At 62.5% G+C, this 24,730-nt stretch carries 19 protein-coding genes; 8 read left to right on the forward strand and 11 right to left on the reverse strand.

Going from position 1 to position 24,730, the window contains the following annotated elements:
* The first annotated feature begins 29 nt into the window (after positions 1-29).
* On the forward strand, positions 30-935 hold the full coding sequence (locus tag G4G27_RS03620) for a YncE family protein (protein WP_244624541.1): 906 nt from the start codon (positions 30-32) through the stop codon (positions 933-935).
* 45 nt (positions 936-980) lie between these two features.
* Here the strand turns inward: G4G27_RS03620 and G4G27_RS03625 are convergent, their stop codons facing one another.
* The 5 genes from G4G27_RS03625 to G4G27_RS03645 form a co-directional block, all read right to left on the reverse strand.
* Positions 981-1,313, reverse strand: coding sequence for a UrcA family protein (locus G4G27_RS03625; protein WP_183112089.1), 333 nt, complete (start codon positions 1,311-1,313; stop codon positions 981-983).
* 123 nt (positions 1,314-1,436) lie between these two features.
* On the reverse strand, positions 1,437-1,838 hold the full coding sequence (locus G4G27_RS03630) for a hypothetical protein (RefSeq protein WP_244624542.1): 402 nt from the start codon (positions 1,836-1,838) through the stop codon (positions 1,437-1,439).
* A gap of 14 nt (positions 1,839-1,852) precedes the next feature.
* Positions 1,853-3,430 carry a tetratricopeptide repeat-containing sulfotransferase family protein gene (locus G4G27_RS03635; protein WP_183112090.1) on the reverse strand — a complete coding sequence of 526 codons (1,578 nt, stop codon included), beginning with the start codon at positions 3,428-3,430 and terminating at the stop codon, positions 1,853-1,855.
* Complete coding sequence (locus tag G4G27_RS03640) at positions 3,427-4,398, reverse strand: sterol desaturase family protein (protein WP_183112091.1); 972 nt, start codon at positions 4,396-4,398, stop codon at positions 3,427-3,429. The genes G4G27_RS03635 and G4G27_RS03640 overlap by 4 nt, the downstream gene beginning before the upstream one ends.
* An 87-nt stretch (positions 4,399-4,485) precedes the next feature.
* On the reverse strand, positions 4,486-5,424 hold the full coding sequence (locus G4G27_RS03645) for a LysR family transcriptional regulator (protein ID WP_183112092.1): 939 nt from the start codon (positions 5,422-5,424) through the stop codon (positions 4,486-4,488).
* 458 nt (positions 5,425-5,882) lie between these two features.
* Here G4G27_RS03645 and G4G27_RS03650 point away from each other — a divergent pair, with 458 nt between their 5' ends.
* The 4 genes from G4G27_RS03650 (at position 5,883) to G4G27_RS03665 (ending at position 8,946) form a co-directional block, all read left to right on the forward strand.
* Positions 5,883-6,863, forward strand: coding sequence for a sterol desaturase family protein (locus G4G27_RS03650; RefSeq protein WP_183112093.1), 981 nt, complete (start codon positions 5,883-5,885; stop codon positions 6,861-6,863).
* 106 nt (positions 6,864-6,969) lie between these two features.
* Complete coding sequence (locus G4G27_RS03655) at positions 6,970-7,605, forward strand: hypothetical protein (RefSeq protein WP_183112094.1); 636 nt, start codon at positions 6,970-6,972, stop codon at positions 7,603-7,605.
* A gap of 430 nt (positions 7,606-8,035) precedes the next feature.
* The gene (locus G4G27_RS03660) at positions 8,036-8,368 is read left to right on the forward strand and encodes a DUF6481 family protein (protein ID WP_183112095.1); all 333 of its coding nucleotides are present in this window, start codon (positions 8,036-8,038) and stop codon (positions 8,366-8,368) included.
* Positions 8,369-8,670: 302 nt separating this feature from the next.
* Positions 8,671-8,946: a hypothetical protein gene (locus G4G27_RS03665; RefSeq protein WP_183112096.1), complete on the forward strand. Its 276-nt coding sequence runs from the start codon at positions 8,671-8,673 to the stop codon at positions 8,944-8,946.
* Between the two features lie 29 nt (positions 8,947-8,975).
* Here the strand turns inward: G4G27_RS03665 and G4G27_RS03670 are convergent, their stop codons facing one another.
* The 3 genes from G4G27_RS03670 to G4G27_RS03680 all read right to left on the reverse strand — a co-directional run bounded on the left by G4G27_RS03670 (position 8,976) and on the right by G4G27_RS03680 (position 15,359).
* On the reverse strand, positions 8,976-11,024 hold the full coding sequence (locus G4G27_RS03670) for an NAD(+) synthase (RefSeq protein ID WP_183112097.1): 2,049 nt from the start codon (positions 11,022-11,024) through the stop codon (positions 8,976-8,978).
* Positions 11,025-11,079: 55 nt separating this feature from the next.
* Positions 11,080-12,222 (reverse strand): serine hydrolase domain-containing protein, encoded by a 1,143-nt coding sequence (locus G4G27_RS03675; protein ID WP_183112098.1) that lies wholly within the window; start codon positions 12,220-12,222, stop codon positions 11,080-11,082.
* An 86-nt stretch (positions 12,223-12,308) separates the two neighbouring features.
* Positions 12,309-15,359, reverse strand: coding sequence for a TonB-dependent receptor (locus G4G27_RS03680; protein WP_183112099.1), 3,051 nt, complete (start codon positions 15,357-15,359; stop codon positions 12,309-12,311).
* 252 nt (positions 15,360-15,611) lie between these two features.
* Between G4G27_RS03680 and G4G27_RS03685 the strand changes: the two genes are divergently transcribed.
* Complete coding sequence (locus G4G27_RS03685) at positions 15,612-17,114, forward strand: permease (RefSeq protein ID WP_244624543.1); 1,503 nt, start codon at positions 15,612-15,614, stop codon at positions 17,112-17,114.
* Complete coding sequence (locus G4G27_RS03690; protein ID WP_183112100.1) at positions 17,111-18,130, forward strand: serine hydrolase; 1,020 nt, start codon at positions 17,111-17,113, stop codon at positions 18,128-18,130. Before G4G27_RS03685 ends, G4G27_RS03690 begins: the two co-directional genes overlap by 4 nt.
* A 371-nt stretch (positions 18,131-18,501) precedes the next feature.
* Here G4G27_RS03690 and dacB read toward each other — a convergent pair whose 3' ends face one another.
* Positions 18,502-19,962: a D-alanyl-D-alanine carboxypeptidase/D-alanyl-D-alanine-endopeptidase gene (gene dacB / locus G4G27_RS03695; protein WP_183112101.1), complete on the reverse strand. Its 1,461-nt coding sequence runs from the start codon at positions 19,960-19,962 to the stop codon at positions 18,502-18,504.
* A gap of 137 nt (positions 19,963-20,099) precedes the next feature.
* Between dacB and G4G27_RS03700 the strand changes: the two genes are divergently transcribed.
* Positions 20,100-22,139, forward strand: coding sequence for an alpha/beta fold hydrolase (locus tag G4G27_RS03700; protein ID WP_183112102.1), 2,040 nt, complete (start codon positions 20,100-20,102; stop codon positions 22,137-22,139).
* A 170-nt stretch (positions 22,140-22,309) separates the two neighbouring features.
* Here G4G27_RS03700 and yihA read toward each other — a convergent pair whose 3' ends face one another.
* Together yihA and yidC are read right to left on the reverse strand one after the other, a co-directional pair.
* Positions 22,310-22,966 carry a ribosome biogenesis GTP-binding protein YihA/YsxC gene (gene yihA / locus G4G27_RS03705; RefSeq protein ID WP_183112103.1) on the reverse strand — a complete coding sequence of 219 codons (657 nt, stop codon included), beginning with the start codon at positions 22,964-22,966 and terminating at the stop codon, positions 22,310-22,312.
* On the reverse strand, positions 22,963-24,714 hold the full coding sequence (yidC, locus tag G4G27_RS03710; protein ID WP_183112104.1) for a membrane protein insertase YidC: 1,752 nt from the start codon (positions 24,712-24,714) through the stop codon (positions 22,963-22,965). The genes yihA and yidC overlap by 4 nt, the downstream gene beginning before the upstream one ends.
* Positions 24,715-24,730 lie beyond the last annotated feature (16 nt).

Here is a 24,730-nt window from a genome sequence, read left to right on the forward strand (position 1 = left end):
AAGTTATGCAAAAGCTTAGGGGAATGGTCATGGCGGCGGCAGCGGGCTGCACCTCGATTGCGTCTGCTGCAGGAGCACAGACCGAGCAGGTCATAACCGTGCCCGGATTCGCTGACTTTCTGGCGGTCGATGGCGATACGGTCTGGACGACGAATGCTGGACGGGTCGAGCGCTGGTCCAGACAGGGCAAGCTTGCCGAGGTGGCCATGTCGAAGCCCTGCGGCGCGATGACCATATTTCGCCATGCCCTGTGGGTCGCCGACTGCAAGGACGGCACAATCGTTCGGATCGACACGCGCACGGCGCAGAAGATCGCCACGATCCCCACCGGGATCGCCAATCCTGCCGGGGAGCTCAACGTGGTGGCAGGGGCGGGATCGATTTGGGTCGCAAGCGACGAAAAGGGCGTGGTGGCCCGTATCGATCCCCGGAGCAACCGCGTGACGGCGTCGATCACGGTGGATCCCGGAACCTATTATCTCGCATTCGGCCATGGGTCGCTCTGGGCAGTCAGCAGCAAAGGCCAATCCGTTCAGCGCATCGATCCGCGGACGAACACGGTCGTCAAGCGCACCAGTCTGGGCAAGGAACCCGGCTTCCTTGCTGCCGGCGCGGGCGCGGTTTGGGTCCAGGAGCAGGGCGACGGCACCGTCGCTCGCATCGATCCGCGGAGCGGCGAGATATCCGGCCGCGTCAAGGTCGGCGCGGCGCTGAAATATGGGGACATCGACACGGGTGGCCGAATGGTGTGGCTGCGGACCACCGAGGATCAAACCTTCGCCGTGATCGATCCGAAAACACTGACGGTTCGTACCCGTGTGGGAAAGCCGGAAGGTAGCGGCGCGCTACGCTACACGCACGCGGGCCTGTGGACGTCGGCCCATGATGTCCACACGCTAACCTGGTGGCCCAAGCCTGCGCAGTTCAAAAAATGAGCCGTCCGCAGCCCGGACTCCGGGCTGCGGAACGAGGCTGAGAGTTTAGCGCGCGGACGCCAAGTGGACCGGCGAAGCGATCGCGGCATGCGCAGTGCGGGTTTCGATCTGGGCGCGGACATCCGCAATCACTGCGGTGCGGCAGTCTTGCGCCTGACGTTCGAGGGCAAGGTGCACGCTCGCGAGACGCTCGCCACATACCGCGCGCGCGGCCTGATCCATACGGATGGCGAGGCGCTGTTGCCCGTCGGCGGTCGAGAGATCGAGCCCCTTGAGATTGAGCGTCGCCTTGTCCTGGGCGAAGGGATTGTCAGTGGCGCCTGCGGATGCTGAGGTCGCCAGGGCGAATGCGGCCAGGGCCATGAGGCCAATTTTCATCATCTTCTCCTATACGGAACGGGTGTCGCTCTCCGGCGACTGCCGCTCACATAGTGCCAGGCAATGAAAGTTACAATACTGAACAGAGGTTTGTGATTTTATTACTTATCGAGGACCCGAGTATTACTTGGCGCTGACGACCAGCGAAGCAAGATTCTCGACCTGTCCTAGCAATCCGATCGGCAGATCCACCTCCGCCGTGGTGTCAGTCCGGGTTTCGGCGTCGGCCACCGAAATGGTGATCGTCCTTGCAAAGGGGGCGGACCATTCGCGCACGGTATCGACCGGCACGCGGACGCGCCATTTGCGCGCCCCGTCGGTGGAAACCGCGCGCCCGTTGATGCTCACCGCAGATGCCGTGTTCGCACGGCGCCCCGTCACGAGCAGGCAACTTCCGGCCTCGCAGGCGACCAGCCGCGTTCTGGGCTCGGTCGCGGCATATGCTGACGAGGAGAAGCCGGCGACAAGGCCGGCGACTGCAGCCAGGTCGAATGTCCGCTTGCGAGAGTATGAAGGCATGGGCATGGCGCGCGCTCCTTTCAGTCGAGATCGATGCCGGCGTTTTCGAAGAAGCGTTGGACCGGCTCCAGAACCGCCGCGTGCCGCTTCCACCGCGCAACCGAGTCCTGGTAAATCGGTCGGCGGACCTGCGCGGCGCTCGGGGTCGAGACGGGGGCCTGGTTGGTATGGAACGACAGGCAGTCGTCCGACCATGCGAGTCCGCAATGGGCCAGGAGCTGCCGGGTTTCCTCTTCCTGGTCGGCGACCAGATCCTCGTAACGCACTTCGATCACGCGGCCGGGCAGGGCCTTGCGCCACAGGCTCATTAGCCGATCGAAGCGGGCATAATAGGCGGCGATGTCGAGAAGGTCGTAGCTATAGTCGTAGTAGCGCGAGCTGACCGCAAACAGGTTGCGAAAATTGCTGAGCACGGTGTCCATGGGATGGCGGCGCAGGCAGACGATCGTGGCCGAGGGCAGCGCCTGCGCGATGAGCCCCGCATAAAGAAAATTGCCCGGAAACTTGTCCGTGAACCTGAGGGCGGGGTCGCGTCGGTGGTGACGTGCACGCTGCAGATAGTCGCGCCCGACCGCCCCCATATCGCTGATCGCAGCCGCGGCGATCGTTTCGGGGTCAATGACCGTCGGGCTGCGTGTGCCCGCCGCCTTCTTCACCGCGAGAGGCATGGCCTGTAACTCGCCCGCGCTTTCGACGTCCGGATGCGACGAGAGGATACGGTCGACCAGCGTCGTGCCGGTGCGCGGCATGCCGATGATGAAGATCGGTGCGTCGGAGGGCGGCTCGGGGGCGGGCGGCGACGCCTGCTTCAGCCAGTTCGCTTCGATTGCGTCGAACACCGCGGCATCACGTGCGAAGGCGTAAGGCAGCGTCCTGCGATGTTCGGCATTCGCGGCACAAAGCCTGTCCAGCGCCTCGTCCGGCTGGCCGATATCCTCCAGCTCCTTCGCCATTGCATAGCCGAGCAGCAGTCTCCCGTGCCCGTCCCGCGACCCGGCATGTGTTCGAACGAGCCGCTCGAGGTGATTTCGCTCCAGCGTCTGCTTGCGCAGCCCGGCGAGGAGATGATGGGCGCGGGCATCACCCGGCGCCAGCGCGATCAGCGTCTCCAGCGCGGCGTCTGCCTCGTCGGTCCGGCCCAGAAAGTTGAAGGTCGCCGCCAAATTGTAGCGATATTCGGTGTTTCGGGGTTCTAGCCGCACCGCTTCGGTAAAATGGGTGAGCGCAGCCAGGTGGTCGCCGAGGCGGGCATAGACGCAGCCCATCGTATCGCGGCTGAGCGCATCGCTGGGTAGCGCCTGCTCGGCATCGTGGAGCGTCGCGGCCGCATCGCCGTCGCGGCGAATAAGCGTGAAGAGCTTGGCCAGCTGCGCACGGTATTCGCCCTGCGGATCGAGCGCCACCGCCTTGCCAACATGCTGGATTCCGGTCTGAACGCGCCCGGCGCTCGATTCTGCGATGCCGAGGAGAAAGTGGCCTTCGGCGTCCTTGGGATCTTCGGCCACCAGCATCGCGGCAAACTGGTGGGTCGCATTGACATCACCCCGGGAAAGCGCGCGCCGCGCCGCGCTGATCTGCCCCGAGCGCGCGGCTGTCATGCGGTGGCCGTGCCTTTCACGCTATCCCGGGCATCGCCGGCAGGGATATCGCCAAGCTCCAGCGGTCCGCTCGCAGGTAGTCCATTGGTAGACCCGGATGCTGCCCGTCGGGTCTTGTAGGCATCGATCATCGACTGGAACGGGAACAGTGTCTGCTCCCGGATCGACAAGCGCTTGCGATCGTCCTGACCCACGAACACGCCTTCGCCGTCGCGACAGGTGCCGAATATGCGATCAAGCAGGATCAGCGAATTGCCGTAGTTGGACCGGGTGCTGTCATAGTCGGTCGAATGATGCAGGCTGTGGTGCCGGATCGTCGTGAAGAAGAACGAATACCAGATCGGCGGGTCGGCGCGCACATTGGCATGGGCGAACGTCGACACAACAGCCGTGGTACCGAATGCAGCGAACATGGCAGTTTTATCCAGGTCGAACAGTGCAATCACGCTGAGGGTGATGAGAAAGAGCTCGATGGGATTACCGACGGCGCCCTTTGCGGCATTCAACTGCGTGATGTGATGATGCGGCGCATGGGTCAGCCAGAATGGATGCCAATTATGCATCAGCCGGTGCATCCAGTATTGGCCGAACTCGATAAGGAAGATCACCAGGGCGACCTGCGCGAGCCAGGGCAGATGCATGGCCCATTCGGTGGAAATGCCCAGTGAAGCCTTGATGGCCGTCAAAGGGTCTTCGGCCACCTTCTCGGCGATCCACGATATTACGGTTGCACTCAGGACGACATAAAACAGGTCCGTGAAGAACTCCTGCCTGTTCATGCGCCACCCGGCATGCCGCTCGTTGACCAGCTCGAGCAGCAGGACCGTTATTGTGATGAGGGGCGACACCCCGACCAGCGTCCATGGGTTCTTGAGCAACGCCTCGGGACCGAATGCCCAGAACATCAGCACCATCGCAATCATCGCGGGCGGAATCAGGTTGAAGACCTTGTTCTTCATGCTTTGCATCGCGGCAGCTCCGTCAGAGCTTCTACTCTGCGTTGCGATGCGTCATGATGGCAGGGGCAAACTTACGATGAAAGGCATAGATTGATCCTATGACCTATGCTGCGCGCGGATACGCCTGATGACCTCGTCCCAAAAAAGCTGCGTTGCGGTGTCCCGCGCCGGCTGGGAGCGTGCGAGGAGAAAAATATCGTAGAACGGCTCGAAGTCGGCATGGAGCATCGGCCAGAGCTTCCCCTTGGCCACATCATCCTCGGCAACATAGATCGGGAGGAACCCGATGCCAACCCCGTGAACGATCAAGCGACGCGCCTCGTTTATGTCCTCCGCCAGCCCGTTTACCTTTGTGCCCAGCCGATAACGACGACGCAGCTGGGTGATCAATTCGATCTCGTCATCGCCGGTCAGCACGAACCCCTCATCCTTGAGTTCGTTGAACCGGCTCGCGCGATAGCCAAAATAGGGATGGCTCCGCGCACAATAGAGCTGCTGGCGCTCCACGAGCAACGGCTCGTACATCAGACTTCCGCGGACGCCGTTGTCGTAGCCGACGCCAATCTCCACTTCGCCCCGCTCGAGCGCATCGAGCACCTGACGCCACGGCGAAACCCGGATCTCGATGTGGATTTCGGGATTGCGCCGGTGAAAGCTGGCAATGGCCTCGTCGAACTCGATCGACACAAGCCCGGATACGATCTGGATGCGGACAATGCCTTCGACGCGCTTGGTCGCTTGCGCGATCTGGTGCGGCATCATCCTGGCCGATTCCAGCATGTCCTCGCACAGTGCCATCATCGCCTTGCCCGCCGCAGTCATCTCTACGCCGGTGGCGGTGCGGCGCAGGAGGCTGGCTCCGACATGCTCCTCGAGCCGTTTGAGCGCGGCGCTGATGCTCGGCTGCTGTCGGTTGAGTTGCCGTGCGGCCGCCCCGATGCCGCCGGCGCGGACGATGTCCACGAAGGTCCGCATCAGGTTCCAGTCGACACGGCTCGCGAATTTCTTGTCGGTGAACGGCGTCGGATCGCTCATGCATCGCCTTTCCTTGCCCGGTCGATCTGCCACCGGGGTGTGCCTGCGCAATCACGGATCGCACGGGATCATCGCATGGCCATAGATCAGATTGATGCAAAACATAATATCGCCGTGTCTGCCCCTATGTCTGCTCCGACCCGGTTATCAGCGGCGGAAATGACCGAGTTCCACCTTCTCAAGGTCCTCGACATCTCGATGCCCGCAGCGACCGCTCAGTGGCCTTCCGGCCGTCGCCCGCAACCATCGGGTGCAGAACGGAAGCACAAGGGCTCACGAATGCTAGGGCATAGGCAGCATCTATGGGCTATATACAATAATGACGTCTGGCGTGATGGGTCCGTGTTCACGATGCTGAATTGATATTACGCCCAATGGGCTGCGGACATCCTCTTCGTCCCATGGCGTGCCGGACAAGACCGCAAGAGACCGGGCAAGCATTTGCGAAGGGCAGGCGTATGGATGGAGTTCGTGTAGGTAAAAGGCTGATAGGCACCCAGGCACCGGTCACAGTGGGATGGGAAAACATACCCCGGGTGGAAGGCGGCCCGGTCAAACAGTTCGTATTCACCTGGTTCCAGCCCACGATGCTGTTCGCGCTGATCGCGTTCTGGTATTATGCGCCCAACTCCATCGCCAAGGCATCAACCGCTGTTGGCATCGGGATCGGCTTCAAGGTGCTGCTGCTGGCGCTCGAATGGGTTAACCCGCGCTACGAGAGCTGGCGCCTGACCTGGAAGGAACTGGCCACCGACCTGTTCTATGTCGGGCTCGGCTATACACTGCTCAACCTGATCGAGAGCTATATCGGCAGCGATGCCGTGATTGAAGCTGTCCAGCACGGTTTCAACTGGGACAAGTTGGCGTGGTTCTTGGGCTTGCCGCTGCTGGTGCAGGCCTTCCTGATCTCGTTCAGTTTCGATTTCGGGCAATATTGGATGCATCGCGGGATGCATAACTGGTACCCGCTGTGGCTGCCCCATTCGGTGCACCACTACATCACCCAATTGAACATCAACAAGGGTGCGGTCGGCAATCCGGTGGAGCTCTTTCTGATCGGGCTCGGCATCGGCGGCTTCTTCGACTTCCTGCCGCGCGCCGCCCTGCTCGCCGGCGCGATAGGCCTGGCGGTCGGAACCTACCAGCACATCAATGTTCGCTTTAACACGCCGCGCTGGTGGCGCTTCCTGTTCAACACCACCGAACATCACAGCCTGCATCATTCGCAGGACTACGAAGCCACCCGCAGCAATTATTCCGGCACTTATATCTTCATCGATCGCATGTTCGGCACATGCGTGGACGGCGAGGCGGAACTGCTGGGCATGGAAGGCGGACGCCGCATGTCGATCCGCGAGCAGATGACCCATCCCTTCACCGAGGGCTGGAAGACGATCAGGGAACGATTTGGCCGGCCGTCGGCGGTGCCGGCCGAGTGATGCAACGGCTCCGCGTGCGCAACCTCCGTTTTCCCATTCGTCATGCCCGGGCCGATGCCGCCGTGAGCGGCCCGGCTTGAAGATGGCATCTTCAATAGGAGGTTATGTGGCCCCGCGTTCCATTGACTGGATCTGGCACATCAGGGGCAGCCTGCAGCTCGCTCCGAAACAATCGAGCGATGATGCCTTTGACAAGCTCGCTCCGCTGTTCCGCCTCACTGGCACCAGCCACGAACGGACAAACGACACACTTACTTTCCGCAAGACGGGTCAGGCGGCTCAGGACAAGATGTCGGTTTTCGACGGTGGCGTCTTGCAGATTGAAAAAGGCGCGGCCGGCTCCGTGCTGCGCTATCAGCTGACCAGCCGGGCGTTGATGTTCTGCTTTCTCGCGCCGCTGCTGTTTCTGGGATTCGCTCAGCTCACCGTAGCCGTGGTTGAACTCCAAATTCCGTCAACCAAAACCGCGGACAAGTCCGGGAGAGCTGCGGACGCGTCGAAAAAGCACGAAAAAAAGGATGCAAAACTGCTGCAGAACCCGATCGACAAGGCTCTGGGCGCACCCGCACCCGAAAAGCCTAAGAAAGACGGCGCCGGCAAGTCCAAAGAGGACGACAAGAAACCTTCGCCCACATCCGCCTATGTTTTCGCAGCGATCTTCGCCATTCTCTATCTCGTCGGACGAATCCTCGAAGATCTGCTGGTCAAGGGGCTGTTTAAAAGGCGCCTGCTGGGCTTATAGCCCTGTTCGAGGCGCATCACGGGCTATGAACTATCGCTTGATTCAGGAAGCTAATTGCCCGCATCATACAAGCTGTCGCCGGCCGCCGCGCGCTGGAGCGAGCGAGAACTCGTCGCCCGGATCGACGACGTCAAGGACGTCTTCGAGGGCAAGAAACGCAGAGTCTGAGATGGCTTCGGCACGTCTCGCCAAGCCGCATCGCGGACGGCTCCCGCTTGACCATGTACCGTGAGTTCGATAGAGGCGCACGGAGTTGAACTGGGGCGCCAAGCCCCGGTTTTCAGGCGCAAATTTTTTGTGGTACATTTCGCGGTATCACGGAAGATTCGTCGATAGGAAAGCTGGGAATAACAAAGGCTTGTCGCCAAGTTCGAATCCCGCCTCTCCGTCAGTTTCCAATATATAACGCGCCCGAAAGGCTCGAACACCGATGGCTTACAAGGAACCCAGCTTTCAGGACCGCGCAGCGCTCTCCGCGCAGGCGAAGCAGAAGGCGCTGGAAAAACTGAAAGCCAAGCCGCCGATCGATCCGGCGGTCGCTGAAGCGCGCGCCGCGGCGCGTGCTGCGAAGGAAGTGGCCGACGCCAAGCGTCGCGCCGACAAGCTCGCCGCCGCCGAACAGGCCAAGCTCGACAAGATCGCCAAGGCCGAAGCCGCGCTGGCCGAAGCCGCCGCTGCTGTCGAACGGGCGCAGCTTACCGAGGCTGAGAAAAAGGCCGCGCGGGATGCGCGCTATGCCGCTCGGAAAAAAGGCAAGAAATAAGGTCGAGTAGGCCCCGCTACGATCGATTCCTTTCATTTTTCGCGCCCACATTCGATTATTTCGAGCCAATCCATAAGCCGATGGCTCGACATGACCTGTCCAGTTCGCGCGGGCGCGTTCGCCGTGCTCGCATGAAATTGAATGGTGCAGCTCCGCCCCGAGCCCGCTCGATGCGGACAGTCAATGACATCGGAGATATCTGACGCCGGAGAACAGGTCGTAATATACCTTAGAAGACCGAAAAAATCCCCCGCTATATATTCGAGTGTATGGATCATTGCGGTCAACAATACATCGTGTTCATGAAATCCGGCGATGAACGCGGCGGGTGGCGGCGAACTGAAATCGTCTGGAGCTGGTCAAGGCTCGATCAGCAGGGACTAGTGATTGTCCACGGCACGCATCATCCTTCACTCGAAGCGTGCTTCGCATCGGTCAGGAAGCACCGCATCGAATTTGGCGACGTACCCATCATGATCGACCTGAACGGCGCCGACTTGCCTGACGCGCCGTTCGCGATCGATTTCACTGAGACGGATCGGGACGCGTCGCGCCCGGCGACCGGTTCTATACTCTGAAAATCGGCACCTGCGCCGAAAGCCGGCACTTACGGCACGTTCTTCGCCAGTTCGGCCAGCCACGGCGCCGCCGTCCCGTCGGAAGGCGCACGCCAATCCCCGCGCGGTGACAATGCACCCCCGGCCGAAACCTTCGGCCCGTTGGGAATCGCCGAGCGCTTGAACTGGCTGGTCACGAAGAAGCGGAACAGGAATTTCTCCAGCCACCCCTTGATCGTCGCCAGATCATATTGGTGCCGTCCGTCACGCGGAAAATCGATCGGCCAGCGCCCGGCCTGCACATCGCGCCACGCATGCAGGGCAAGGAACGCGATCTTCGACGGCGCCATGCCGTGGCGGATCGTATAGTGCAGGAAGAAGTCGTTGAGCTCGTACGGCCCGATCCGCGCCTCGGTGCTCTGCATCGCGCCATCGGCATCGGCCGGGACCAATTCGGGTGAGATTTCCTGGCCCAGGATCGCCTCGAGCACCGCATCGGTCGCGCGGTCGAACTGGTCGGTCTTGACGCACCAGCGGATCAGGAACTGGATCAGCGTTTTGGGCACGCCGGCATTGACCGCATAATGGCTCATCTGGTCGCCGACGCCATAAGTGCACCAGCCGAGCGCCAGTTCGGACAGATCACCGGTGCCGACCACAAGCCCGCCGCGCTGGTTGGCGAGGCGGAACAGATAATCGGTGCGCAGGCCGGCCTGCACATTCTCGAACGTCACGTCATAGACCGGCTCGCCCTTGGCGAACGGGTGTTCCATATCGCTCAGCATCTGTTGCGCGGCGGGACGGATATCGATCTCGTCACCGCTCACGCCAAGTGCGCGCATCAGCGTCCAGGCATTGCTCTTGCTGCCCTCTCCGGTGGCGAAGCCGGGCATGGTGAAACCCAGAATATGGTCGCGCGGGCGACCCAGCCGGTCCATCGCCTTGGCCGCGACGATCAGTGCATGAGTCGAATCGAGCCCGCCGGACACGCCGATCACCAGCGTTTCCGCCTTGGCCGCCTCGATTCGCTTGAGCAGCCCCTCGACCTGGATGTTGAACGCTTCAAAACAATCCGCGTCGAGTTTTTCGGGCGTATTGGGCACGAACGGAAAACGCCGGATCGCGCGTTCCAGCCCGATATCGGCGAAACTCGGCTTATGTTCGAACGCAATGCGGCGAAAGCGCGTTTCGGGATGACCGGCGAGTACCGCGCTGTCATTGAACGTGCCGACGCGCATCCGCTCCTGCAGCAGCCGTCCACAATCGACATCGGCATAGACCGTCTCGGCATCGCGCTTGAAACGCACCGATTCGACCAGCAACTCGCCCAGCTCATGGATCATCCCCTGTCCATCCCAGGCGAGATCGGTGGTGCTCTCGCCCGGCCCGGCGGCGGAGAAGACATAGGCGCAGGCCGCCCGCGCCGATTGCGCCGCGCACAGCATCGCGCGTTCGCGTGCCTTGCCGACCACGATATTGGAGGCGGACAGATTGCAGCAGATCAACGCGCCGGCGAGCGCGCCCATCGTCGAGGGCGGGGTAGGGGCCCAGTAATCCTCGCAGATCTCGGCATGGAAGATGAAATGCGGCAGGTCGCTCGCCGCGAAGATCAGGTCCGGTCCGAATGGCACATTCTGCCCGGCAACGAAGATCTCGCCAGACAGTCCGGCCCCGCTCGCGAACCAGCGCTTCTCATAATATTCGCGATAATTGGGCAGGAAGGTTTTCGGCACAACACCAAGGATGCGGCCGCGCGCAATCACCACCGCGCAGTTGTACAGCCGTCCGTTACGCGGCAGCGCCGCGCCGACCAGCAACACCGGCCGCAGCTTCGCCGATGCCGCGACAACCTTGGTCAGCGCCGCGTCGGTCGCCGCGTGCATCGCGTCCTGCAGGTGCAAGTCGTCGATCGCATAGGAACTGATGTTGAGTTCGGGAAAGACCAGCAGATCCGCGTCACGCTTGTGCCCATCCTTCGCCAGCGCGATTGTCGCGGCGGCGTTGGCAGCCGGATCGCCGACCGTCGCATGCGGCGTACAGGCGCCCGCGCGGATCAGGCCGTGGCTGTGGATCGAATGAAATGCATGTGTCTTCGCCATGGCCTGCGTTTAGCGGCTTCTTTCCGGCAACGCCACGCCGGCTCGCCCGATCGCGTCAGTCGGCTGGGTTGGCGAGCGATTCCTCGGTCGTGGTGAACGCCGATCGCTGGCCCGGCCCGGCCGGCACATCGGTCGCAAAATAGGCGACACCGGTGCCGCGCTTGCGGTCGATCCACAGGCCCGAATACAGGCCATAAGCCTCGCCGGCATGTCCTATGCGCGGCTGCCCGTCACCGAACGGATCGTCGCGGCAGTCTCTGGTGCCGGTGGCGAGGAACGCGACATTGAGCCCATAGCTGCAATGGAAGCCGTTCAGCGTATCGCCATTACTACCGTCGAATTTCCACAGCGGTTTTTCAAGCAGGGCGATCGAGCGCGGGCTGAGCAGCCTGATGCCATCCACCGTGCCGTCATTCAGCAACAGCCGGCCGATCTTCGCCAGCCCGCGCGCCGAAATGCGCAGGCCGCCTTGCGGCGAGAAGATTCCGCCATTGGCACCGGCGCGCCAGCGCGATAGATCGCAACTCCCGTCCTGGGCGGGCTGGACCGGGCAGGCGGGTCTGGCGCCGTGATTGTCATCCTTCACCGGCGCCCCGGCGCGGTACAAGACCACCGCCCGCGCAGCGACCGTGTCGGCGCAATTCGCCCAATTATAACAGGCGTCGATCCTGAGTGGCGCAAGCACGAGCCGGTCCATCAGCCGGTCGAAGCGCTCGCCCGTCGCGCGCTCCATCACTGCCGCGATGATCGGCGAATTGAGGTTGGTGTAGCGAAAGAAGCTGTCCGGGGCGTGCTCGGTATCCCATGCCTTGGGATCGGCAACGACGGCGCGAAGGTCGGCGTCGAGCGGCAGGACGTAATCAATGCCGTCGGTCAGGCTCGAGCGGTGCGACATGAGAAGCCGCAACGTGATTTTGCGGTCGGGGAAGGCTGGATTGCGCAGCGGCCAGCCGAGCAGGGTCGAGACATCGGCATCGAGATCGAGTTTGTGTTGCTCGATCAGCCGCATCACGCCGATCGCCATGACCAGCTTCGAGATCGAGGCGACCCGCACCGGGTCGTCGGCTGTAACCGGACGGCCGGTGGCGAGATCGGCGACTCCCGACGCGTTGACCGCTATTTCCCCTTTGCGATCGAACGCCACGCGAACGGTTGCAACGGGCTGAGCGGCGGCAAGCAGGGCGATCGAAAGCATCATGCGATGTGCCTAACGCTCATTTCTGTCGCCGGAGCATTTCGTCGGACATTCCCGGCCCCATCCTTGGGATGGAGCCGGCATATCGATTAGCGCAGCTGGATGCGGACACCGACGCGGAAGGCGCGGCCGAGCATGTCCGAATAGGTGCTGTTCGCCGCAAGGCCGGTTTCCGGCACCAACAACGGTTCGCGATTGAACACGTTCGTCACGTTGAAGAACATTTCGGCCTTGGACGAACTGCTGATCGCGATCTTCTGCGTCAGGTTGAGATCCACATAGAACAGCCCCGACACGTGATTGTCGTCATAGGTCGGATGTTGGTTTGCTTCGGCAGTGGTCGGGTAAACGGGGCATCCGGTCTGACACTCGATGCCATTGGCGGCATATTTTCCCGCGCTCACGCCACGTCCTACCACACTGACCGAGGTAGTTTCCGAGTCATAGGTCGCGCTCCCGCGGAAGATCCAGGTCGGCGTGGCGCCCTGGCTGCCGTTCGTACCAACCGTATTGAACACAACAGTGTTCGGGATGCCGGGATCGCTGAGGTTCTCGATATAGCGCGTCGCCACGCCGCGCAGGGTGAAATTGCCTGACGCCTTTGCGAAGATGCTGTTGAGCGGCAAACGATAGGAAGCGTCGAAATCGATGCCGCGCACTAGTTTGCGAGCAAAATTGAACGGCTGGCTGCGGAGCAGGATGCGTGACGTGCTGTTGGGGTCCTGCGTAATGATGGCGCAATACTCCGCCCGTCCCTCGAAGCAGCGATTGACGATATCTTGCGCGCTGAGCGTGTCGATCGCATCCTTCATGTCGATGCGGAAATAATCGACCGACAGGTTGAAGCCACGCAGGAACCTCGGCGAAAGGACCGCGCCGATATTCCAGGAATTGGCCTTTTCGGGACGCAAGTTCGGATTACCCACGTTCAGCGCCGAATAGGAGATGCTCGACCCATAATTGCCGCCATTTGGCCCACTGCCTGCGCCGAACGGATTGCTTACGGCATCCGTGTTCGATGAACCGGCCTGATACAGCTCATTGAGGTTGGGCGCGCGGATGTCGCGCGAACGCGTCACGCGGAACCGTATGTCCTCAATCGGTTGCCAGGTCGCGCCGAGCTTCCACGTCGTGACATAGCCGGACGTCGAATAGTCGGTCGCGCGCACCGCGCCGTTGAATTCCAGGCCAAGGCCAAGCGGAATAACGGTCTCGAGATAGGCTTCCTTCACATTATATTTGCCGTTGGTCGGCAGGTAATTGCCCACCGACCAAGTGTTGCTCGTGGTGAGGCCGCCGCCGGGATTGGCGGTGACGGTCGGCTGGAACTCGGCAGGGACGAAACCGCTGATCTTTTCCTCGCGATATTCGCCGCCGACCGCGATACTGACGTCGCCGGCCCAGGTCGCGAACGGCGTCAACGACAGGTTGGCACCGATCACTTTTTGCTCGGCAATCTCGTCGCGATAGGGGTTGCCGAGAATATATGCGATCGCCGCGGGATCGCCGACGCCGACGCCAAGGCGGTTGAGTGGCCGGCAATTAGAATCGTTATTCGTGGTGCTCGCATCGACATTGATGTGGCACTGGATCGAGCCCACGGCATAGCCACCCGGATTACCCGCCTGAGCGAATACGGCGTCGACCGCGCTCGCCGTGCGCTGCGTGTGCATGATGTTGGTCAGTTCTTCGTGCAGTTCGGCGCGGCCATATTGCCCGTAAATATCCCAATGGGCCGCCTTGCCGAACGCTTCGAACTTGCCTTCGGCGCCGATTACGTAGCGCTGCACCTTCCGTTCGTTTGCCACGCCGCGGAACGGGAGATCGACCGCTGTCGTGCCGATCGTCACGCCCGTGATCCCTGCCAGCTGCGCGGCCCCGAGCGCGTTGATCAGATAGGCATTATCCGCCGCCAGCGTGCTGGCGCCAGCCGCGCCGAAGCCGACATTGGCAGCGTTGAAGGCTGTCGTAGTGGACGCAAGGTTGGGACCGGCGTTGAACAGAATCTTCTGCCGGTTGTACGATCCCTCGGCGAACAATTCGATGCCATCGCCGATTTCATAGCTGAGCCGCGCGAACCCGCCATAGCGGTCGTCCTTGGGATCGAGACCGATCTGCCGGCCGGAATCATTGACCTGCCAGCTGCCGCCCTGAGTCAGCGTCGGTGGGGCGCTGCCATTCGCCGCGGGGAAGGTCAGCGCGCCATATTGATATTGCTGGACCTGACCGCCCTGGCCGAAATAAGTGCCGCGCAGCCGGTTCGCCACGCCGCCGGACGAATTGAGGATCATGCCACCCGGGGTCGAGTTCGACGCACCGACCTGACGGCGGATCAGATATCGTGGTGTGGTGCTGCCGTTCACCCAGTTGGGATCCTGGATGCGCACATAACCCGTCGCGTTCCAGTCGCGATCCACGCTGAAGATGCCGTCGCGGTGCGCGATCTCGCCGCTTAGCAAGATATGGCCGCGCCCACCGGCGAAGGAATGACCGGCGGTTGCCTCGAACGAATAATTGCCGCCATCGCCATAAGTCGTGATGCCGCTGTCGGCGGAAAGCTTCAGCCCTTCGTACTTCTTGTCGAGGACGAAGTTGACGACGCCCGCGACGGCATCCGAACCATAGGCCGCCGAAGCGCCGCCGGTGACGACCTCGACGCTTTTGATCAGCCCCTGTGGAATCGTGTTGACGTCGACCAATCCAGTGATTGTCGAGCCGACCGAGCGTCGGCCGTCAAGCAGCACCAGCGTCCGGGTCTCGCCCAGGTTACGCAGGTTGAGCGCGTTGATACCCGCCTGGCCGCTGCTGAGGTTGAGACGCGAGTTGGCTGGGCGCGTCGACCCGGCGAGCGACGGCAGCTGGTTGACGAAGTCGGCAATGTTGTTGGACGGCGACTGGTTCTGGATCTCTTCCTGCGTCATGACCGTGAGCGGCGTCGGCGCCTGGAAGCCATCGCGGATGATGCGCGTGCCGGTGACGACGATCTCGCCAGTGTCCTGCTCTGCGGCTGACTGGGCGGGCGCGTCCTGCGTCGGCGCTGCCACGGCTTGCGCGAAAGCGGCGCCCGGCATCGTGCAGGCCAGGGCGGCAAAAGCGGTACTCGAAACGAGGACCGATTTGAGCGACTTGGAACTAATCATATTGTAAACCCCCTGAGCCACGTGTTGCCGTGTGATCCCGGCTATTAAGTAACAAGAATGTTGCGCTGCGCCATAGTTTCTGTGGGGAGAGTCATAGCCTTATGGCATGTATGCCTTGAAACATGGCCCATAGCGTTGCGCCTGTGCCACAGTGCGGCATTGACTGATCTCGGCGGACGGTCGAGCCTGTGCCGATCCTCGCTGATGGAGCCGTGATGCTGCCTGTTTTGACCGTCGTTCCGGCTTTCCATTTTGGCTGATGCCGCACTGATCGGGGACGCTGCACCCGCCATCCGGCCAGGCCTCGGGCGCATGGCGCTGTACGTGCTGCTCGGCTTTTCCGCCGGCTTGCCTTTCTACATGTTTTCAACCGTCCTTGCGCTCCGGCTGACCGAGCATGGCGTTGGCCTGGTGGTGATCGGCTTCTTCGCCTGGGTCACCTTGCTGCCGACCTTCAAATTCCTCTGGGCACCGTTGCTCGACCGCTTCGACGTGCCGGGCTTTGCGCGCTTCTGGGGCAAAAGGCGCGGCTGGATCATGCTGTCGCAGCTCGGCATCTTCACCTCGATGGTGGCGATGGCGTTCACTGCGGCCGATCAATATCTCGCAGTCACCGCGCTGTTCGCGGTGTTGCTCGCCTTCTGGACCACGACATTGGAGGTCGCGGCCGATGCCTGGCGCATCGAACTGGCGCCGACTCAGGACGAGCAGGGGCCGATCGTCGCGGCCAATTTGTGGGGATATCGTACCGCGATGGTCGCGGCGGGCAGCGGCGCGTTGCTCGTCGCCGACCGGGCGGGCTGGGACAATGCCTATTTCCTGATTGCGGCGGCAGCGTTCCTGCCGTTTCCACTGCTCGTTGCGATGCGCCCCGAGGAGAAGAGCGGCGGCGGTCGCTGGGTGGCGTTGGCGACCGGGATCGCCGCGAGCTTCGTCGTCCTGCTGATCGTCGCGGTGCTCACCGCAGCGGTCGGTTGGGTCGTGCTCGATCTCGCGGCCGGTGCTGGCATCAGTTCGAAGACCAATGTAACGCCGGTTGTGCTGGGCACCTGTCTGTTGCCGTTCATCATTATGGCGGCGGCACTGCCGAAGATTCGCAGCGCGCCGCCAACGGTCTGGTACCGGCAATCGGCGGCGATCGGACCCTATGTCGATATCTTCTGGCGCTACAGCTTCGGCGCGCTGGCGATCCTGGCCTTCGTCTCACTCTACCGGATGGGCGACGTGCTGGCGCTCACCCTGTCCAAGCCGATGGTCAAGTCGCTCGGCTATACGCTGACTCAGATCGGTTTTGCCGACGGCGCTGTCGCCCTGTTATCGAGTATGGCGGGTGTGGCGCTAGGTGGCTGGCTGACCACTCGGTGGCCGCAGGCCTGGACGTTGACCCTCGGCGCGGTCCTTGCCGCATTCGGCAATTTCGGCTTCATCTGGCTCGCGCACCAGGCGCCGGGAAACACTGCGCTGTATATCGCCACCGCTGCCGATCAGTTCGGCAACGGCATCGCCGGCGCGGTGTTCGTCGTCTATCTCTCGATGCTGGTGAATCCGCGCTATCCGGGCGCGCAATATGCCTTTCTGTCGGGCTTTGCCTTCTTGTTGCCGCGCTTGCTCGCGGGTGCGTCTGGATCGATGCAGGGCGTGATCGGCTATGACGGCTTCTTCCTGTTGTCCGGCGTGCTGAGCCTTGCCGCGATCCTGTTTTTGCCGATCATTGGCCGGATGAAACCGCGCGCACCGGACGACGAAACGATATGATGGACGAGCTGGTCGAACGGGCCTTTGCGCCCGTAGCTGCTGCGGTTTCTGATGGGCGCATTCCGGGCGCTACCCTTGGCGTGCTCACCGTTGAAGGAAAGCGTGCCGTGAAGCTCGCCGGCCATGCCGCATTGGTGCCCGAGCTGGAGCTACTGACCGAAGATCACTGGTTCGACCTCGCTTCGGTTTCGAAAGTGGTCGCCACCACGACGATGATCCTGCGCCTCGCCGATCAAGGCCGGATCGACCTCGATCGTCCGCTGACCGATGCGATTCCGGACCTGCGCCAATATGACGTTCTGGGTGCAGCCGAACGTCGCCTGACCTTCCGCGACTGCCTCGCGCATCGCACTCACCTGCCGGCGGTCGAGCCGATCTACACCTATGGCGACGATCCCGCCCGGCTGCGCGCTTTCGTGCTGCAGCGCGAATGGAAGCAGGGTCCGTCGGTCTATTCCGACATCAATTATATCCTGCTCGGCATCGCGATCGAGCGCATCACCGGCGCGCCACTCTCGGTATGGCCGCTCACCTGTGGCCTGAGCTACGGGCCGCCGCCCGGACCTGCGGTCGCGACCGAAGCCTGCACTTGGCGCGGCCGCGTGCTGAAGGGGGAGGTGCATGACGAGAATTGCGCCGCGCTTGGCGGCGATGCGGGCCATGCCGGCCTGTTCGGCACCGTCGCGGGCGTACTCGATTTCGCACAAGGGCTGCTCGACGGCAGTGGCGCATCGCCTGCGATGCTCAAGGCGATCCGCGAGCCGGCAAATGGCGACCGCACCTGCGGCTGGGAACGCCGCTTCGCCGGCTGGCCCGGCGGTGATGCCTGCTCGCCCGAGACGATCGGCCATACCGGCTTCACCGGCACCGGCTTGTGGATCGATTTCGAGCGCGGCCTCGCCTGGACCCTGCTCACCAACCGCGTGCACCCGACGCGCCATCGCGACAGCGGCATCTTCGTGCTGCGACCCGAGGTCGGGGATGCGGTGGTAAACGCCTGGGACAACAGTATCTAGAGCCTTCTTTGGTTCACCCCTCCGTTCGTTTCGAGCGAACTCGAGAAACCTCACGCAGCACTTGGGCCTGTTTCTCGACTTCGCTCGAAACGAACGGGGAGTGATGGGTCAACTAAACGGAGAAGTCATCTAGTAACTGATATATAACGATATTATTCAGAATTTCTGCAGAGACGGGGGCCCGAGAGATGCGACACAACCGGTGTCCTATATCTCCGCCTCCTCTGCGCAATTCTGTCGCCACCGCCCCGTCGATGGTGGCGATTCAACCATCGCACGGGACCGGGCATATGGTCCCTTGCCGGACTTGTACCGGCGCGCTCTTTCTTAGCGTCGGAAAACAGGGTCGCCGCAGCGATGGCCTCTGGCACTCAATTCTCCGCCGCGATAAGCTCCAACGCGCGATCCACCAGCTTGGTCGCGCTGGTCCCGTCGGGCATGTCATTGGCATAGGCCGAGAAGATCAGCGTCCGCCCGCTCTTGCCGGTCATATAGCCCGAAAGCGCAGAACTTGCGTTGAGCGTGCCGGTCTTGGCGAACAATTTACGTTCGAGCATCGTGCCGTTGAAGCGCTTGGACAAGGTTCCGTCCACGCCGCCGATCGGCAGCGTTTCGCGAAATGCCACACCCCAGGGTTGGCTCGCGATCCAGCGCAGCAGGATCGTTACACCGCGCGGCGCGACGCGATTGTAGCTCGACATGCCGGAGCCGTCGGAGAAATCATAAGCGGTGCGCGGCACACCGGCGCGCTCCAGCATCGCGCGCACTTCGGCGGCGCCATCGGCGATCGATCCGCTGCCGGCGCGATGGCCGACCCGGCGCAACATCAGTTCGGCATGGAGGTTCTGGCTGACCTTGTTGATCAGCGTCAGGTCCTGGATCAGCGGTAGCGGGGTGAGCTGGGCAAGCGGCAGCTCGCGTGGCGGCTGCGGCGCCGGCGCACCCTGGCGTATCGCCGGGTCGTCGGTCGGGCCGAGCGGGCGATGCCGCGCCATCACCGCGCCCGTAACCCGCACGCCACGCGCCTCAAGCAAGCGTTTGAATGTCCAGGCGGTATAGTGCGCCGGATCGTCGATACCGAGGCGCAGCAATTCGGGCTTCGCATCGGCCAGGATCGTGCCGCTCAGGCGCAGCAGCGTGCCATTCGGGGCGCGGTCGAATTGCAGGTCTGTCTTGCCCTTGGCCACCGTCACGGCGCGGTTGTCGACGGTATAATAGGGTGGCAGGTCGAGCCGCGGTGCCGCACCGACTGCACCCGGCGTTACCTGCAATGGCAGCTCATTATCGTCGAGCGTCAGTGCCGATGTGGCCGTGCCCGAGCGCGTCGGGATGTTGTTCCAGCTCATCCCCGGACCCCAGCGCTGGTCGGGATAGATGCTGTCGTCGCCAATCACGTCATGCACCACGCGCGCCTTGGCAGCGACCGCATCGGCCAGCGTGGCGAGGCAGTCGGCGGCGCAATCGGTCGCATTGGACAGCCGCGCATCGCCACGACCTTCGAGTACTATGTCAGGCACAGTCTTGCCCGCCCGATCGAGCCGCACCGCGGTGCCGCCATCCGTATCGGGCTGGTCGAGGCCACTCAGTGTCGCGAAGGCGGCGGCGGTGGTGAAGATCTTGGTGTTCGAAGCGGGAATGAAGCGCTGGTCGGGATTGATCGCGACGATCTCGCGCCCGTCTTCGGTCGTGACGACCAGCCCGAACCGCGTGCCAGGCGCCGCTTCGGCCAGCGCCGTTTCGACGCGCTTCTTGAGCGACTGCGCGTCCTGCGCAGCAAGCGGCGAGGCGAGCGTCAGGACCAGAATGGCGGCGGTCAGTTTCGATGGCGTCATGATTGAAGCCTAGAAGGAATGGCGCGCGGAACAACCGGGTACCGCTCATACAGAGCGTTGGCGTGGCCATAACCGATGCGCATAGCCGCGGCGTTCCGCGCTTGTCGGCGGGGTGCGTGCGGGTCACAACAGGCGATATGGCATGGCAAACGGCTTTTCGACTGATCGCGTGTGCGGTCGCGTTCGCGCTGACAAGCGCCTCGACCAAACCCGACGATCTGGCGGTCGCGCTGGCGCTGCCCGTGGCTGGCGACCTGACCGGCGCGCGCGACGCGACGCGTTTCGCCTGGGTCGAGAATGAAGCGGGCGTGCGCAATGTCTGGATCGCCGATCGCGGCAAACCCGCTCGGCAGGTCACCGCCTTTGCCGGGGATGACGGGCAGCAGTTGTACGATGTCGCGCTCAACGGCGATGGCACGGGCATCGCCTTTGTGCGCGGCGGCGACGAGGAATTTCCCGACGGCTCGATCCCCAACACAAACGCCGCGACCACGCTGCCAAAACAGCTGGTCTTTGTCGGCAACGCTGACGGTGCCGCGCCGGTCGCGGTGGGCGAGGGGCATTCTCCGGTATTCACCCCAGACGGCACCCGCGTCGCTTATACTCGCAAGGGTGCGATCTGGCTCTGGGACGGGACAAAACCGCGTCAATTGGCGAGCGTCGCGGGGCAAGTGTCGCGGCTACAATGGTCGCCGGATGGCACGCGATTGCTGTTCGTCGACGATCGCGACGACCATAGTTTTGTCGGCCTGCTCGACATCGCCGGCACCTCGATCCGCTATCTCGATCCGTCATTCGGGTCCTCGGTCGAGCCGGTCTTCTCGCCCGATGGCAAGCAGGTCGCCTTCATCCACAACGTCGACCCGCCCGCAGGCGCGGCGGCGCAAAGCGGCCCTTACTGGTCACTCCGCGTCGCCGATGCCGCGAGTGGCGTGTCGCGCGTGGTCTGGAGCGCGCCCGCGGGCGAGGGCGCGCGCTTTTATGGCACGCGCAGCCGCAACCTGTTCTGGGGCGCGGACGGACAGCTTGTCTTCCCCTGGGAGCGAAATGGCTGGGTGCACCCATTCGCGATCGACGCGGCAAAGGGCGGCGAACCGCGTGACCTGACCCCGGGCGCGTTCGAAGTGCAGAGCTTCCTGCTCGGCAGGGACGGGCGGTCGCTGATTTATGCCGCCAATGCGGGCGACATCGATCGCAGGCATATCTGGCGCGTGCCGCTTTCCGGCGGCGCGCCGATCCGTGTGACGCAGGGATCGGGGATCGAAAGTTTTCCGACTTTAGGCGGTGATACGCTGGCGGCGATCGCGACCGACACGACACACCCCGCGCACCCCGTGCTGGCGGGCCGCACGCTGACGCCGCTGGGGAAGAGGGTCGAAGCACATGGTTTCGTCACGCCCGAACCGGTGCTGTTCAAGGCAGCGGACGGCGTGGAAGTCCATGCGCAGCTGTTTCGTGCCCGCGGCCCGGGCAAACATTCCGCCCTGATCTTCGCGCATGGCGGGCCGCGGCGGCAGATGCTGCTCGGCTTCCATCCCAGCGGCTATTATTCCAACGCCTATATCCTCAACCAGCATTTCGCTGCGCAGGGCTATGATGTGCTCGCGGTCAATTATCGCAGCGGCACGGGTTATGGCAGCGCGTTTCGCAACGCTGCCGACACCGGTCGCGGCGGGGCGTCGGAATATCGCGATATCCTCGCCGCTGGGCGCTGGCTCGCCGCGCAGCCTCACGTTGACCCGGCGCGGATCGGCATTTGGGGCGGCAGCTGGGGCGGTTATCTGACCGCGCTGGCATTGGCGCGGAACAGCGACCTGTTCGCTGCCGGCGTGGATTTCCACGGTGTGCACACCATGCTGCGCTCGGGCGAGAATAATCTCTCGCCTGATGCGCAGGCGGCCGCGCGCCAGCTGCAATGGAGTTCGTCGCCAATGGGCGCGATCGACCAGTGGCGCTCGCCGGTGCTGGTGATCCATGGCGATGATGACAAGAATGTCGATTTCGCCCAGTCGGTGCTGCTGGTGCGCGAACTGACCGCGCGCCGGATCCCGTTCCGCTCGCTCACCTTTCCCGACGAACGTCATGCATTCCAGCGCTACGCCAACTGGCTGGCCAGCTATCGTGCGACCGATGCGTTCCTGGCGCAGACGCTGATGCGCAAGGAATCGCTCCCCTGACCTGGCTGCGCAACACGATGGCGCTGGTCGCGGCGGTCGCCGGCGTTGGTGCGGCACGCGACCCTGATCCGCGGCGCTCGTGTATTCGACGGTACCGGTGCGCCGGCGCCGATCGAGAACGTGCTGATCAAGGGTGACCGCATCATCGCCGTCTCAATCAAAAGGCAAGCTCAGCCGATCGCTTCCAGCACCGCGGCACGCAGTTCGGGGATGCCCAGACCCGTTTCGCTCGATGTCTCGAGGATATCGGGATGCGCCGCCGGGCGCTTGCGTACCTCTTCCGCGGTTCTGGCGGCGACCTCGGCGAGTTCGGTCGGCTTGATCTTGTCCGCCTTGGTCAGAACCAGGCGATAGCTCACCGCCGCCTTGTCGAGCATCTCCATGATCTCGCGATCGACTTCCTTGATGCCGTGGCGCGCGTCGATCAGGACCAGCGCGCGCTTCAGCTCCTGCCGGCCGCGCAGGAAGTCGTTGACCAGGAAACGCCATTTCTTGACCATGTCCTTCGGCGCCTTGGCAAAGCCATAGCCGGGCATGTCGACCAGACGGAAGGCGAGCGGTTCGCCGACATCGAAGAAGTTCAGCTCCTGCGTCCGCCCCGGTGTGTTCGACGTGCGGGCGAGCGCGTTGCGTCCGGTCAGCGCGTTGAGCAGCGACGACTTGCCGACATTCGAGCGTCCCGCGAACGCGACCTCGGGCACGGTCGCGTCCGGAATGAACTGCAGCGTTGGCGCAGACTTCAGGAACGCGACCGGACCCGCAAAGGTCTTGCGCGCGGTCTCGATCAGTTCGGGGTCGAAGGCGCCGGTTTCAGGTTCTGGGGTCACTTGACCACCGCCTCCTTCAACGCCGGATGCCGCGAATAGAGCAGCTTCTGCTGCAGGATCGTCAGCACGTTCGACGTGATCCAGTAGACCTGCAGGCCAACCGCGAACGGCGCCATCACGAACATCAGCACCCATGGCATGATCGCAAAGACCTGCTTCTGTGTCTCGTCCATCGGCGCCGGGTTGAGCTTGAACTGGAAGTACATCGAGATGCCGAGCAGGATCGGGATAACGCCGATCGCCAGGAACGCCGGCGGCGTGAAGGCGAGATAACCGAACAGGTTGAGCGGCGTCAGCGGATCGTGCGCCGACAAATCCTTGATCCACAGCACGAACGGCTGGTGACGCATTTCGATGGTCAGCAGCAGCACCTTGTAGAGCGCGTAGAAGATCGGGATCTGCAGGAAGGTCGGCAGGCATCCGGCGAGCGGATTGACCTTCTCCGTCTTGTACAGCGCCATGATCTCCTGCTGCTGGCGCGGCTTGTCATCCTTATAGCGTTCCTGCAGCGCCTTCATCTTGGGCTGCAGTGCGCGCATCGACGCCATCGAGGCGAACTGGCGCTGTGCGATCGGGAACATCAGGCCGCGGATCGTGACCGTCAGCAGGATGATCGCGACGCCGAAATTGCCGACCATACGAAATAGCCAGTCGAGGTAGTAGAAGATCGGCTTCTCGACGATGCGGAACCAACCCCAGTCGATCGCCTTGTCAAAATTCTTAATACCCAAGCTTTTTTCATAGTCATCGGTAAGGCGCACTTCTTTGGCGCCGGCAAAGAAGTGCGCGCTTTGCGTGAGAATTTTACCCGGATTTAACTCAATTTCCTTTGTAGTGTAGTTGGCCTGATATGTTTTACCATTAGAAGCTGGAAAGCCGGAGTGAACAGCATTATTCTGATTCGGGACTAGAGCGGTCAGCCAATATTTGTCGCCGAAGCCGAGCCAGCCCCCGGTCGTATCGAAGTAATTTTCACCAGCTTTTGCGGTGCTTCCGAATATTTTTCCAAAGAAGCTGGGCTCCTGACCGGTAAGATTGGCATAACCAATGTCGTAGTTCGCGCCCGAGCCAAAGACTCCAATCGGACCGATGTGATTGGTCCAGGTATCAGCATCTTGTGTTATCCCCAGACGCGAGACGATGCCATAAGAGCGGATCGAGACGGGGATAGCTCCAGCATTTCCTACTTTTTGAACGATCGAGAACATATAGTTTTGGTCGACGCTAATGATGATCTGAAAGATCAGCCCTTGCGGACTCTTCCAGCTTAGCGTGACAGGTTGATTGGGTTTCAAATCTGCTCGATTGGAGGCCCATAAGGTGTCTTTATTAGGTGCGATAATCTTGCCGCCGGCCCAGCCGAACTCGGCGAAATAGTTGGCCGAGCTGCCAACCGGCGAAAGCAGGCGAATCGGCTGCGAATTTTTATCGATGGTCTCTTTGTACGTGACCAGCACCAGGTCATCGATCCGAGCGCCCCTCAAGTTGACCGATCCGTGTAGCTTGGGCGTATCGATGCGCACGCGCGGCGTCTCGGCGAGTACGACATTGCGACTGCGCACGGCGGCGGCGCCATCGGCGGCGGGGTCCGCGCCGGGGTTAGGCACGACCTTGGTCTGGCCGGCCTCGATCTTGGTGACCGGCGGGTTGGCCGCGGGGAAGAAGTGGCTCTGCAGGAATTGCGAGCCGAACAGGATCACCGCCGCGATCACCGCGAACAGGATGAAGTTCTTGTTGTCGTTGTTCACCGCGCCTGGATCCCGA

The organism is Sphingomonas sp. So64.6b (assembly GCF_014171475.1).
GTDB classification, from domain to species: Bacteria; Pseudomonadota; Alphaproteobacteria; order Sphingomonadales; family Sphingomonadaceae; genus Sphingomonas; species Sphingomonas alpina_A.